The sequence below is a fragment of the Balneolaceae bacterium genome (assembly GCA_034521495.1).
Classification (GTDB): domain Bacteria; phylum Bacteroidota; class Rhodothermia; order Balneolales; family Balneolaceae; genus Rhodohalobacter.
On the sequence record JAXHMK010000012.1, the window covers coordinates 40,260 to 53,693 of the forward strand.

10 protein-coding genes are annotated in these 13,434 nt (G+C 43.1%); 4 read left to right on the plus strand and 6 right to left on the minus strand.

Annotated elements, in window-relative coordinates; genetic code table 11:
* The first annotated feature begins 209 nt into the window (after nt 1-209).
* The gene (locus tag U5K72_13355) at nt 210-3,395 is read left to right on the plus strand and encodes a two-component regulator propeller domain-containing protein (protein ID MDZ7719797.1); all 3,186 of its coding nucleotides are present in this window, start codon (nt 210-212) and stop codon (nt 3,393-3,395) included.
* 3 nt (nt 3,396-3,398) lie between these two features.
* On the opposite strand, the gene U5K72_13360 is transcribed toward U5K72_13355, so the two are convergent.
* Together U5K72_13360 and U5K72_13365 are read right to left on the minus strand one after the other, a co-directional pair.
* Nucleotides 3,399-3,764 carry a hypothetical protein gene (locus U5K72_13360; GenBank protein ID MDZ7719798.1) on the minus strand — a complete coding sequence of 122 codons (366 nt, stop codon included), beginning with the start codon at nt 3,762-3,764 and terminating at the stop codon, nt 3,399-3,401.
* Between the two features lie 7 nt (nt 3,765-3,771).
* A complete protein-coding gene (locus U5K72_13365) occupies nt 3,772-5,463 on the minus strand; it encodes an FAD-dependent oxidoreductase (protein ID MDZ7719799.1) in 1,692 nt (563 codons plus the stop codon).
* A 56-nt stretch (nt 5,464-5,519) separates the two neighbouring features.
* Here U5K72_13365 and U5K72_13370 point away from each other — a divergent pair, with 56 nt between their 5' ends.
* Nucleotides 5,520-6,746 carry a PQQ-dependent sugar dehydrogenase gene (locus U5K72_13370; protein MDZ7719800.1) on the plus strand — a complete coding sequence of 409 codons (1,227 nt, stop codon included), beginning with the start codon at nt 5,520-5,522 and terminating at the stop codon, nt 6,744-6,746.
* Nucleotides 6,747-6,913: 167 nt separating this feature from the next.
* Here the strand turns inward: U5K72_13370 and U5K72_13375 are convergent, their stop codons facing one another.
* Genes U5K72_13375 through U5K72_13385 form a run of 3 tightly spaced genes read right to left on the minus strand, consistent with a single transcriptional unit; the run spans nt 6,914 to nt 9,804 of the window.
* A complete protein-coding gene (locus tag U5K72_13375; protein ID MDZ7719801.1) occupies nt 6,914-8,332 on the minus strand; it encodes an NAD(P)(+) transhydrogenase (Re/Si-specific) subunit beta in 1,419 nt (472 codons plus the stop codon).
* Nucleotides 8,329-8,619, minus strand: coding sequence for an NAD(P) transhydrogenase subunit alpha (locus U5K72_13380; GenBank protein ID MDZ7719802.1), 291 nt, complete (start codon nt 8,617-8,619; stop codon nt 8,329-8,331). Before U5K72_13380 ends, U5K72_13375 begins: the two co-directional genes overlap by 4 nt.
* Nucleotides 8,620-8,676: 57 nt before the next feature.
* Nucleotides 8,677-9,804 (minus strand): Re/Si-specific NAD(P)(+) transhydrogenase subunit alpha, encoded by a 1,128-nt coding sequence (locus U5K72_13385; GenBank protein MDZ7719803.1) that lies wholly within the window; start codon nt 9,802-9,804, stop codon nt 8,677-8,679.
* Nucleotides 9,805-10,001: 197 nt separating this feature from the next.
* On the opposite strand from U5K72_13385, the gene trxB reads away from it, so the two are divergent.
* Complete coding sequence (trxB, locus tag U5K72_13390; protein MDZ7719804.1) at nt 10,002-10,982, plus strand: thioredoxin-disulfide reductase; 981 nt, start codon at nt 10,002-10,004, stop codon at nt 10,980-10,982.
* Between the two features lie 378 nt (nt 10,983-11,360).
* Here the strand turns inward: trxB and U5K72_13395 are convergent, their stop codons facing one another.
* Nucleotides 11,361-11,762, minus strand: a complete 402-nt coding sequence (locus tag U5K72_13395; protein MDZ7719805.1) for a DUF4342 domain-containing protein — start codon at nt 11,760-11,762, stop codon at nt 11,361-11,363.
* Nucleotides 11,763-11,855: 93 nt separating this feature from the next.
* Here U5K72_13395 and U5K72_13400 point away from each other — a divergent pair, with 93 nt between their 5' ends.
* The gene (locus tag U5K72_13400) at nt 11,856-13,397 is read left to right on the plus strand and encodes a YifB family Mg chelatase-like AAA ATPase (protein MDZ7719806.1); all 1,542 of its coding nucleotides are present in this window, start codon (nt 11,856-11,858) and stop codon (nt 13,395-13,397) included.
* The last annotated feature ends 37 nt before the right edge of the window (nt 13,398-13,434 follow it).

Consider the following 13,434-nt stretch of genomic DNA (forward strand, 5'->3'; position numbering starts at 1 on the left):
TTATAGCCAGTATCAGGAGATCCTGAATCAAGTTCAGGATGACGGTCATAGTTTTGCAAAGCCTTCAGAAAGTAATTGAAAAGTACTGCTTGTATTGCATGTAAAAGAGTTATTTTTTAGGAAAAGTGTTGCCGGAGAACGGATTATAAAAATCTATAATTTGGTCAGATTTTTTTGTAAAGTTGATAAAGACTATTAAAACCGGGCATATGGCATCACGTACGTTTAACGCATTTCTTTTATTTACGGTTTTCATCTCATCGCTGTGTATCGCCGATGTTGGATATGCACAGGAAAGCTACAACATCAGAGACCATAACTTTGTAGTTGCAAGAGATTTTACCACGGAAAACGGCCTTCCCGCGAATGGCATAAATGGAATGTACCAGGATCAAAAGGGCTATATATGGGCGGCCACATACAATGGATTGGTACGATATAACGGCCTGGATTTCAAGGTGTATAATATGAACAATCTTGAAAATTTGGAGTCCAATCGGTTTACCTCCGTTAACGAGGATCAAGATGGAAATATATGGGCAGGTTTAGAACTGGGAGGGTTTTTAGTAATTGATGCAAAAACAGATTCTGCCACAACATACTCGATTGATCCGGAGAAATATGGTTCTAATGTTAAAACCACGGTCATTGAATTTGGGTCCGACAATAGAACATGGATTGGTACAAGTATAGGAGTTTTTGTTATGCAGGATGGAGAGATGACCTACCTGGATCATTTACCCAATGAGTATGTAAACCACCTGGCATTTCGAAACGGACACGTCTATGTATTATTTACAAATCACCTTATCCAGTTACATCCAGATGGCACCGCCGTGCATACCATTGCCCGGCTCAATAATGATTCGGTTCGTATAGAAAACTCTGTGGTGAACCGATTGTCGAATGTTGTTCAGTTTATGGACTTTCATTATGTAAATAACGATTTATACCTGATGACTGAGGCCGGTTTATTGCGATATGATGAGGAAGCGGAAATTGTACTAACCAGTGAGGATGTAAATCAATCTTCTCTGCAAGGATTCTTGCCTCAAGAAGACACCATTTTTGTATATGGGAGAGATGGTATTTTTAGCATGAGTTTATCAGGCAGCCGTGAAATAGTTTACTACAGCCGGCTCAGCGTAATAGATCTTATGATCGATCATGAAGAGTCTTTATGGGCTGCATCACTATCCAATGGAATCGTGCAGTTTATATCTACACCGGTTTACCAGGGAGATGATTTCGCTACATTAGATCAACAGGGAATTACCGGGGTATTGGCGGGCCGTGACGGGGCTACATATGTGGGAGCAAATTGTGATGGTGTGTACCGTTTTACAGATGAAAATATTCAGCGATTTGGCGAGGAAGACGGCATCCAAAACGAATGTGTGTGGTCACTAATGGAACAAAGCAATGGCACCCTTTGGGTAGGTACATGGGGGGATGGAGTTTACTATCGCAGGACCACCGGACAACAATTTGAAAGATTCACTCCAGGTGAATTTCAGGATGTAAGTGTTTTCCTATCCATTTTTGAAGATAGTAATGGGTCGATTTGGTTTGGTACCTATTCTAATGGTTTATACAGGCAATCCAATTCTGAGATAGTTCCTGTAAAAGACAGCGAAGGTGAAACGCTTGCAGCAGTGCGGATGATCTTTGAGAGTAAAAACGGCGACATTTTCGTGGCTACTGATGAGGGGGTAGGAATATTACAGGGAAACGAAATTCATGATATTCAAGCTGTATCTGAACTTGGCCTATCCAATTTTCGAACCATAACACAAGATGCTTCCGGGCGATTTTGGTTTGGCAGTTATGGCGGGGGACTGGTTGTTTATGAGCCGGGGGAAGAACCAAGAGTACTTTCTACACAAGATGGTTTGTTTGATAACACCATTTCCCAACTTGCCTTTGATGAGGATCAAGATTTGTGGTTGGGTGGAAATCTTGGAGTTTTCTATATCCCACAAGACCAGGTTAAAAGTTTCCTGAATGGAGAGATCGACCGGTTGCGTGTTTCCCGGATTGGGGTAAGCGAGGGCATGACAATTCGTGAAACAAATGGTGGATTTATGCCATCCAGCCAGTTGACAGAAAATGGCGAACTGCTCATTCCAACAGTTCAGGGTGTTAATGTGATCAATACACGGCGGATGGAACTTAATGAGGAGCCGCCAAATACGTTTATTGAGGAAATAGAAATTGATGGTCAAATCTACAGCCAAACGCAGTTAGAATCGATACCCCACAGTGCTCATCGAATTATTTTCCGATTTAGCGGCTTGAGTTATAAAAATCCGGAATATAACCGCTACGAGTATATGTTGGAGGATTTCGATCAGGATTGGTTAAGTGCAAGAAACAGTGGTGAAGCGATCTATTCCATGATTCCAGCGGGAGACTATTCGTTTAAAGTCAGAGCATCAAATAACGACAGGGTTTGGAGCACTCAGGCAGCAACCATTTCATTTAGTGTAGATCCGCCATTTTGGCAAACCATTTGGTTTTACCTTGGTATTGTAGCTTTATCGGGTATTCTTATTGTTGTGGCATTTCGGTATCGGTTGAGAAGCATTCAAATATATAATCGGCAGCTTGAGCGGAAGGTTGATGAGAGGACCGAGGAGTTGAAAGTGTCGAACGAGGAACTCAAAAAGCATATTGAAGAGAAAAATAAGCTGCAATCCATTCTTGCACACGATCTCAAAAATCCGTTTTCTGCTATTCTGGGATATATAGAGTTGATTAAAAATGAGTTCGAGCAGAAGGGGGAGCATGAGCAGGTGGACATGATGAAAATGCTTCTGGACTCCGGGCGAAATACATTGGCTCTGCTGGAGAATTTGTTGCAATGGTCCAACTCAAAAGAGGGTGGACTGGAACCAAAGTTTGAATCGATTGACATAACGGAGTTAGTGGATCAAGCGATTTCAATGACGGATGCCCAATCTACATTCAAGAATATTTTTGTTAGAAATTTAATTGAGAAACCCCATTATGTGCGGGCAGACCGGAATATGATATTGTCTGTGATTCGGAACTTGATTTCTAACGCTATAAAATTTTCGGGGAGAGATTCTATTGTGGAAATTTCGCTGGAAGAAAAAGATGATAAAGTAATTGTTTCTGTTGAAGATTCCGGTGTGGGAATTCCGCAGGAAGAACAAGACAAATTATTTACAGCAGAAAAAATGCAACAGAAAGTAGGAACCCAGGGAGAAAAAGGAATCGGTATGGGGTTGATGCTATGCAAAGAGTTTATCGAGAAGCACAATGAAGAGATCTGGGTAACCAGCGCACCTAAAAAAGGGAGTACTTTTTCATTTTCTTTGAAAACAGCAACCGAGCACGAAGAAAAACAGGTTGATAAGTCTGAAGAGTAATTATCAATTTTTTGAGTACCCATCTGGCACAATCGATACCGGAAGGTTTTCAAATGGATTAAGCGCCTTGTCAACCAGTGTTGCAAACTCTTTTCTTAGAATTGGTTTATTAGGGTTGAGACGATTTTCAGTGATCCACCCATCTGTCCAGCCATGCTGAACGGCATATTGCCAGGCCGGATAGGAGTCATCATTTAGCTGGATATTCGTCAGGTCAATTTGCTGATCTACACGCGGGGAACCGGCAAGTTTCCAAACTGTGAAGATAACATCATTTCGTGTTGCCATTTTTTTATTATGGCGGGTAAGTGACAGAGCCTGATTACCGGTTGCAATCTCCAGCGCCTCTGTAACCTGAGATTGGGTCATTACACTATCAGGATAAATTTTCGTTTGATTGGCCCAGGCATAAGGAATTCCTTCGCCTTTCAAGACACCGCTGACACCAAGACGTTGTAAGTGGTTCAAAAAACCAATCTTTAGGCGTGGTGTCCATAAAGGGCAAAAGCCAGGCATTGGCATCTAAAAGTTTTTGCTGCACCTCTCTGACGGAAAGGTCTCTCGGTTGAATATTATGTTGAATACTGAGTGCAGCCGCAGTTCCGGCCGCCTGCCCGATGGTCATTACCACCGGTTGTAAGCGGCTCGAGCCATTTGCGATACTGCTTACGGAGATACTTTTTTCTGCTACAATTAATCCATCAATCTCTTTTGGGATCAAACTTCCTAAAGGCACAGAAAATGAGGGAATGGGTGGAAACGCATCATAATGGGTTTCAAATTCATAAGGTTCGCGATCTCCATCCTCAAGCAGGCTGTCAGGAGGAGACGGATTTAGCCTTCGGTGATGATCCAGTGGATAATCTCCAACACCGATGGCTGTTTTGTAAAGATTTGAGCCGGCTTCATAGGGATCAATGAGTTCGTTCATCGTCAGCATTGTCATCCCGTCCAACCGACGCGTTTCCCGATGATAAGCGATGTATGGAAATCCATCATCTGTTTTAAACTCATCATCAGCGATCCCCAGGTTATTAAATCCAAGCTCCGTTTGAATGAAATAGATGAACTGCCGTGTACGATTTTTTGCCTCCTCCAATAAAATTTTTCGTTCGGCTGGAGTGTTTTCAATCACATTCAGATAATAGTCATTGCCATTATTCGGCCAGTTGATGAGATATTTATCATTCGGGAGTTTAGCATAGTCGAGCATTGTTTCGCAATCCACGCCTTCAAACTCCTCTGGATGTTCACTCACCTCTTTGCAGGCATTTTCAAAAATGGAGGGTTGATAGTTAGGCGGACGAGGGATTGTCATATCTGCGTCAGGTCCATAATCTTTCAGAATAGCTGTGTATGTAAGATCCTGGATCATTGAATTTCCATACGTTGGTGCAATCTTTTCACCAGTAAGTTCCTGCGGATCCAGCCCGATAAAATAGTTAGCACCCGACTTTGCCATCAAATCTCCATACTCAGACGCATCAATGCTAATGGTAGCTTCTACGTTTAATGTTTGCCCCTCTTTATGAATAAAAGTCGCTCCCAAAACCCGTTTATTTTTCACAATAGCATCTTTAATGGAATATCCGTGAAACCGCTGTATGGAGGGATATTCATCCAGCATTTTGTTAAAAATGGCATTTCCAACGTGAGGCTCAAACTGAGTGTGGCTGACCCATCCGGTGGCAAGTGCTTCTGCTCCCCCGTAATGATTGCGAAGCCTCTCGCGGAACTCACCCCATATTCCGGAGGGCAAATTGTGGTTGCCATCGGTTGCACTTACTCCGGCGGCCGTTAGCATTCCGCCAAGCCAGGGTGTCGGTTCTACAACAATAACTTTTATTCCCAATCGGGCAGCCTGGATAGCAGCACTCACCCCGCTGGCGCCTCCTCCAACTATTAGCAGATCTGTTTCAACTTGTTTATGGTAAGAACGATTCTGAGCAGTGGTAAAATCAGTAAATAAAAAATTGATCGGTAGTGTTAATAGTACAAAAAGTGTAAAAAAATGACTTTTCATTCCCATATAGATGATATATTGGCTTTCATTGTGTTGATTGATCAAATAATTAATATTTTCACAAATAAATAGATAAATAGATTAATGAAATATTATTGGCTATGAAAAATATTCAAAAAGTTTTAATGCTTCTGTTGGCACTTACTATAACAGTTTTTCAATTGATTGGTTGTTCCGAAAATAACAGCGGTACTGCAAAACAGGTTGATGACGGTGAAGTAAATGTTGTCTATGAAACCGATTTGTACTTCCAGTTACCTTCTTCTATCAATGAGGTATATGAATCCGAAGAGTTTGATTTTCACGTTCAAACAGTGGTTGAGAATGTTGATATTGTTTGGGGAATGGCTTTCTTACCAAATGGAGATATGATTATTACTAAACGAGATGGAGATATGCATCTTATTCGAGATGGAGTGTTGGTTGAAGAACCGATTGCAGGAGTACCGGAAGTATGGGCTGAAGGCCAGGGTGGTTTGTTAGATATCCAGCCACACCCTCAATATGATGAAAACGGTTGGCTCTACTTCAGTTATTCGAAGCCAGGTTCCGGAGGTGCAAACACAGCGATAATGAGAGCACGCTATGATGATGAATCCCATTCTTTAGTGGATAATGAAGAACTGTACTCGGCTACTCCTTTTACCGACAGGGGTCAGCATTTTGGCAGCCGAATCTCATTTGATTCAAATGGATATCTTTACTTTTCAATTGGCGACAGAGGCAACAGAGATGAAAATCCACAGGATATTAACCGAGACGGTGGAAAGATCTATCGCCTGCATGATGACGGGAGTATTCCACAAGACAATCCATTTGTAGGAGAAGATGGAATAGATGCTGTATATACGTATGGAGTTCGGAATCCTCAGGGAATGGACGTTCATCCTGAAACGGGAATTATCTGGACGAATGAACATGGACCAAGAGGAGGAGATGAAATTAACGTGCACGATGAGGGCGGCTTAAATTTTGGCTGGCCGGAAATCTCCTACGGTATTAATTACAACGGTACATCATTTACGGATGATACTGTACGAGCAGGAATGGAACAGCCGGTTTGGTACTGGGATCCCTCGATAGCGCCTTCCGGGATGACATTTGTAACAAGTAATCACTATCCAGGCTGGCAAGGCGACATCCTGAATGGGGCCTTAGCTTTTCAGTTAATCTCCAGGATTGTTGTTGATGGAGAAGAGTTTGTTAAAGAAGAACGAATATTGGAAGGAATCGGACGAATAAGAGACGTGGAAGAAGCTCCGGATGGATATATCTATTTCACCAACGAATCGAATGGGACGATTAACAGGATTTTACCGGTTGAGTGAGAATTAGAACGTAAAAAACCTCCAAGGTTTACTATTAAAAAAGTGATAAGCAGGAAGAAATTCCTAAACGTTATGTATGAAAAACCTTGGAGGTTTTCAACGCTTCAAGGAATTCCCCTCCTTGCGATGTTTTTTTCATCGTAGGGAGGGGACTAAGGGGTGGGTTTTTAATCCAACTCTTTAATCGCAGTAGCCAATTCCTGCAACGACTTCTTGGCATCGCCAAAGAACATCTGATTTTTGTCATCGTAGAAAAGTGCATTATCAATTCCGGCATAACCAGGACTTAAACTTCGCTTAAAGATGATGGTTCGTTTGGCTTCATCAACATTCAGAATCGGCATTCCATAAATAGGACTTCCGGGGGATGTTTTTGCAGCCGGATTTACCACATCATTAGCCCCGATAATCAGAACTACATCCGTGGATGAGAATTCAGGATTAATCTCTTCCAAATCGTAAAGTTCATCGTACGGTACATCTGCTTCAGCCAATAACACATTCATATGGCCCGGCATTCGTCCCGCAACAGGGTGAATAGCATATTTTACTTCAACTCCTTTTTCTTCGAGCAGGTTGGCAACTTCCTTCAATACATGCTGTGCCTGTGCTACAGCCAATCCATAACCGGGAGCAATCACTACTTTTTTGGCATATGAACACTGAATAGCCACATCATCGGCAAAGGTCTGTTGAACGGTTTTGTCAGAATCACCTGTTGCAGCCGGGCCTTCATCGCTGCCGCCAAAAGCACCAAAGAGAACATTAGGTAAAGTACGGTTCATCGCTTTACACATGATGTTGGTAAGAATCAAACCGGCTGCTCCTACCAGTGCACCACTGATAATCAGAAGATTGTTTCCAAGTACAAACCCGGCCATCGAGGCAGCAATTCCAGAGTAGGAGTTCAACAGGGATATGACTACCGGCATATCGGCGCCGCCAATCGGGAGTACTGTTAACACACCAATCAACAATGCCAAACCAAAAAGGCACCAAAAAATAACCTGATTTGTCGGATCAACAGTAAACCATCCAACAAGAACCAGGGCAATGGCAGTTAGAAGTAGATTGATGATATTCTGACCGGGAAGGGCAATTCGGCCTCCTCCGATAAATCCTTTCAATTTTCCGAAGGCGATATAACTTCCAGTGAAGGTAATGGAACCAATGAGGATACTTAAACCTGTGGTTACAAGAGACTGAATATCAAAAAGTGTGGCATCCAGCCGGGCCAGTTCTCCCCAGGCTACGAGTGCTGAGGCACCACCGCCAAAACCGTTGAAGATAGCCACCATCTCCGGCATCGCGGTCATTTCCACTTTTTTGGCTGCAAATGCACCAATCACGGATCCGATAACAACTCCGGCAATAATCAATTCAAAGCTTACAATTTCCTGATCGAAAAGTGTGACGGCAACACCAATAAACATTCCTAAGGATGCAAGCTGATTTCCGGATCTCGCAGTTGCAGGAGATCCCAGCCGTTTGATCCCAATGATAAAAAATCCAGTGGCGACCAGGTAGATTAACTGAATAACATTTGGTAAAAAGGATTGAATGGCTTCAGGTAAAAACTGGCTCATTGATCATCCTCCTTTTTTTTAAACATTTCGAGCATACGGTCGGTAACCATAAATCCCCCAACCACATTAATGGTGGCAAAGATGATGGCGGCAAAACCGATCCAGTGCGAGAATGCACTTCCGGAAGCTCCGGAAATAATTAAAGCACCGATAAGTGTGATTCCCGAAATAGCATTTGCACCCGACATGAGGGGTGTATGTAGTGTTGGAGGTACCTTTGAGATTAGTTCAAAGCCTACAAAAGAAGCCAGAACAAAAATAAATAGATTAAAAATCAGATCTTCCATGTTAAAAGTATTGAGTCATGAGTATTGAGTAGTGAGAATGTGTTGTAAGTAGTTAGGCTAACTATTCTCTTTTACAAATGGTGAAACAATTTCACCTTCGTTCGTGATGGTAGCATTCAGTATAATCTCATCTTCAAAATTAAAATTTGGTTTACCGTCTTCTATCAACAGATCGAGCAGTGAAAGTAAATTTTTTGAGTAGAGTTTACTGGCGTGGAAAGCAAGGGAACTTGGCAGATTCAGTGGGCCTCCAATGAGTACTCCATTGTGATTAATCGTTTCTCCAGGTTCAGTGACTTCGCAATTTCCACCTTGCTCAGCAGCGATATCTACAACTACAGAACCGGGTTTCATATCCTCAACCATTGCTTTAGTTACCAGCAGCGGCGCAGGTTTTCCCGGGATAAGCGCCGTAGTAATAACGATATCCGATTTTTTAACATGCTCGTGTATCACTTCACGTTGTCTCTCCTGGTTGCTTTTTGAAAGCTCTTTGGCATATCCACCATCGGATTCGGTTTCCTCCTTCTCAAGAGGAACTTCTACAAATGTTGCCCCTAAACTTTCCACTTGCTCTTTAACCTCGGGGCGGATATCAAACGATTCAACCACAGATCCTAATCGTTTAGCGGTGGCTATGGCCTGTAATCCCGCAACACCAGCTCCTAATACCAGAACTTTCGCCGGACGAATTGTACCAGCTGCGGTCATCATCATCGGCATATATTTGTCAAGATGATCGGCACCAATCAGGGCAGCTTTATATCCTGCAATGTTACTCATCGAAGAGAGAGCATCCATCGACTGAGCCCGGCTGATTCTTGGAATAGTATCCATTGCCATGGCTCTTATTCCCTGTTTTTTCAACAGATCAACATAATCTCCATTTTGAAGCGGCCAGATAAACGAGATCAGAACGGTTCCTTCCTTAAGTTTTTTTACCGTTTCCTCTTCCGGTGCCTGTACAGCTAAATAGAGATCACATTTTTCGAGAATAGCCTCTCTTTTTGATTCAATGGTAGCACCGGCCTCTTTATACTGTTCATCTGTGTAGCTTGAGGCAACACCTGCATCCTTTTCGAGCCAAACATCCAGGCCGAGTGAAATTAATTTCTCTGCACCTTCCGGTGTTAACGCTACACGTTTTTCGTTCTTCTGAGTCTCCTTACAAACTCCAACTATCAATGTTAGTCCTCCGTTGTCATGATTTCAGGTAACTTAGCGATTTTTATTCTATTTGCAACACGTGGTCGTTATTAGAAATAATTCTTTTTTAAAGTAAGAAATCTTGTTTAAAAGTTATCATATTGATAGATATTATTGACTATAACAACGCATGATTTTTCTTACCTTTAAAAAGAAAAATAAAAAAGTGTACTAAAATGGAAGATATACAAGATAAAACTTTAGATGTAGTAATAATCGGAAGCGGACCTGCAGGGCTAACAGCCGCGCTCTATGCTGCCCGCGCCGATCTGAATCCTGTGATTTTTGAAGGACCTGAACCCGGTGGTCAATTGATGCAAACCACTGATGTTGAAAACTATCCCGGCTACCCGGAAGGAGTGATGGGTCCCAAAATGATGGAAGATTTTCGCGAACAGGCCACACGCTTCGGTGCCGATTGCCGATACGGATATGTAACAGATATTAACTTTGAGAAGCGGCCGTACAAACTTACAGTTGATGAAGAAACAACACTGTATGCAAAATCAATTATTATCTCGACAGGTGCTTCCGCAAAGTGGTTAAATTTGCCAAGTGAACAGAGACTGAGAGGGAAGGGAGTGAGTGCTTGTGCAACCTGTGATGGGGCTTTTTTCCGGGATCAACATGTGATTATTGTGGGGGGCGGAGATACCGCAATGGAAGAAGCTACATTCCTGACAAAGTTCGCCTCAAAAGTAACAGTTATTCACCGAAGAGATGAACTCCGGGCTTCCAAAGCGATGCAAACACGCGCATTCAATAACGAGAAAATTGAATTTATGTGGGATTCCGAACTCCAGGAAGTTTTGGGTGAAAAAGTGGTTGAAGGTGTAAAGATCTACAATAATAAAACGGAAGAGGTTACCACTCTTGATGATGTAACCGGCGTATTTATTGCAATTGGCCACAAACCGAATACCGATCTCTTTAAAGGCGTACTTACCATGGATGATGTTGGATATATCCAAACGAAAGGCCAATCTACCGAAACAGATCTGCCCGGAATTTTTGCCAGCGGCGATGCGATGGACCCAATCTATCGTCAGGCTGTAACTGCTGCCGGAACCGGATGCCGTGCTGCGTTAGATGCTGAGCGATATTTGGCTGAAAACGAAATTGACGAGGAAGCGCTCGCCCAAGAACACTGGAAATAAACGTAACCCGGCTCGCCGAGCCGGGGATAAAATCTTAGATTTGTAGTGTTACAATCTTTAAAAAAGTATAGTCAATCAGGTAGCCACAAAAACACGAAATCACAAAATTTTTAGTGTTTTTGTACCCTCTTTTCAAGTTGACTATTAAATTGATTTATTGATCCTAATACTATATTAATTTACCAGTTGCTACAGTAGCAATTCATCGGATGAGTATATTTATTTAGAATAATGGTTCTGTTTGTTTCACTTATCCGTTGAATATCTAATTCAAACTTTGATAGGAGAGTCCCCCTTTGAAGGGGGCAATGGGGGATGAAAAGAAAGTCGCTCGATCTATAAATTTGAATGTTAAGCGTTTACGCGTTTTGAAATCTCCTATTTCTTCTCAGATTCTGAATCTTCACCATTTCGCTTAGCTTCAGACTTCCTTTCCTCTTCTTCCTCTTCATCATCCTTAATCTCAATCACCTCCGCTTCCACTTCATATTCATCTTTCTCCTCCTCCTCTTCATCCACTTCTCGTTCGATGAATACTTTAGCATCATTTGCATAGAGGAGGATAGTGGAAACAGCAGTAATCAGGGGGGCATAAACTGCTAAGAGTGTTAAACCGGCAGCTCCAATTGTAAGTTGGCTCTGGAAAAGGATTTTTCCCTTTCTGTTCTTAATCAGAACACGCCGGGCATTACCTTCCTTTATGATTTTCTTGATTTGAGTAACAATTTCGTCAACGGTTCCGCGAATCTCTTCGAGAATGGTTTTTTGTGTTGTTTCCATGATTTTACCGTTTCTTTTAGATTTTTTTGTAAGGGATTGGCTTTTCATAGTTCATACTACGAGAAGACCATTAATAAAGATACAAAATCAGATATGCTTTCAAGAGTCTATTGCGCATCTACAATCGGCGTGGATGCCCGTTTAATCGAAGTTGAAGTAAATATGAGCGGCGGAGTGCCGAAATACTTTTTGGTAGGATTGCCCGACCGCGCTGTGAGCGAATCCAAAGACCGGATAGATGCCGCGCTTAAAAATGCAGGTGCTAATTTTCCAAGAGGGAAGATTACGGTGAACCTGGCTCCGGCCGATCTTCCCAAAGAGGGAAGTGCGTTTGATCTGCCGATAGCTGTGAGCTTGCTTGCCGTGTCGGGGCAGATAGAAACCGATAAACTGGAAAAATCTCTGATTGCAGGTGAACTGGCACTGGACGGACAGCTACGTCCGATCAAAGGAATTTTGCCGATGGTGGTGGAAGCGAGAGATCGGGGCCTGGAATATGTTCTGGTTCCAAAAGATAATGGGGCGGAAGCAGGCGTAGTGGAGGGAATCAACGTTGTGGCCTTTAACGACATCACCGAGGTGATGGAATGGCTGGAGGATGAGAATTCACACAGTATTATTGATATTGATCTTGAATCCCTGTTTCAGACAAACGGAGAACACGAGATACTCGATTTTGAAGATGTCCGTGGTCAGGAAAATGTGAAACGTGCATTGGAAGTGGCAGCGGCCGGACTTCACAATGTAATTATGGTCGGTCCGCCCGGTTCGGGAAAAACGATGATGGCCCGCCGGCTGCCCACTATTTTACCGCCGCTTTCCCTGGATGAAGCTCTTGAAACCACCAAAATTCATTCTGTTGCCGGATTGGTTCAGCCGGGAAAATCACTGGTGACCCGCCGTCCGTTCAGAAGTCCGCATCACACCGTTTCGGATGTGGCTCTTGTTGGCGGAGGAAGCATCCCCATGCCGGGTGAGATTTCGATGGCGCATAATGGCGTCCTATTTTTGGATGAGCTACCAGAGTTCAAACGGAGTGCACTGGAAGTGATGCGTCAGCCATTGGAAGACGGAATCGTGAATATTTCGAGAGCGCGAATGAGTGTCAGTTACCCCAGCCGAATTATGTTGGTAGCGTCGATGAATCCATCTCCCACAGGTGATTGGTACGATCCAACCGATACAAACGGTGCCACAAATATGCAGATGCAGCGATATTTGGGGAAAATCAGCGGCCCGCTGTTGGACCGAATTGATCTGCACATCGATGTGGAAAAAGTGAGTTTTGATGAACTCTCAGCCAAAGCCAAAGGGGAGAGCTCCAAACAGATTCGCCAACGTGTTGTGGCTGCAAGAGAAATTCAAAACCGACGGTTTATGGGAATTGAAAACGTTCATTCCAACGCTCAGATGAATACCAAGCTGGCCCGAAAAATCTGTCCGATTGACAAAGCCGGTGAAAATATGCTAAAAAAAGCGATGAACACACTGGGGCTCTCCGCCCGCGCATACGACCGAATTCTAAAAGTCTCCCGAACCATCGCCGACCTCGAACGATCCGAAGAGATTCGAACGCATCATATTGCCGAGGCGATTCAGTATCGGAGTTTGGATCGGGAAGGGTGGCTTGGATAGGTCTAAAGTTATAAAGTCTAAAGTCCAAGGTTTATGA

Coding starts and splice junctions, on each gene's coding strand:
- U5K72_13375 (MDZ7719801.1), bottom strand. CDS start 8,332: ATGAGCCAGTTTTTACCTGAAGCCATTCAATCCTTTTTACCAAATGTT.
- trxB (MDZ7719804.1), top strand. CDS start 10,002: ATGGAAGATATACAAGATAAAACTTTAGATGTAGTAATAATCGGAAGC.
- U5K72_13370 (MDZ7719800.1), top strand. CDS start 5,520: ATGAAAAATATTCAAAAAGTTTTAATGCTTCTGTTGGCACTTACTATA.
- U5K72_13355 (MDZ7719797.1), top strand. CDS start 210: ATGGCATCACGTACGTTTAACGCATTTCTTTTATTTACGGTTTTCATC.
- U5K72_13400 (MDZ7719806.1), top strand. CDS start 11,856: ATGCTTTCAAGAGTCTATTGCGCATCTACAATCGGCGTGGATGCCCGT.
- U5K72_13360 (MDZ7719798.1), bottom strand. CDS start 3,764: ATGACCCAATCTCAGGTTACAGAGGCGCTGGAGATTGCAACCGGTAAT.
- U5K72_13380 (MDZ7719802.1), bottom strand. CDS start 8,619: ATGGAAGATCTGATTTTTAATCTATTTATTTTTGTTCTGGCTTCTTTT.
- U5K72_13395 (MDZ7719805.1), bottom strand. CDS start 11,762: ATGGAAACAACACAAAAAACCATTCTCGAAGAGATTCGCGGAACCGTT.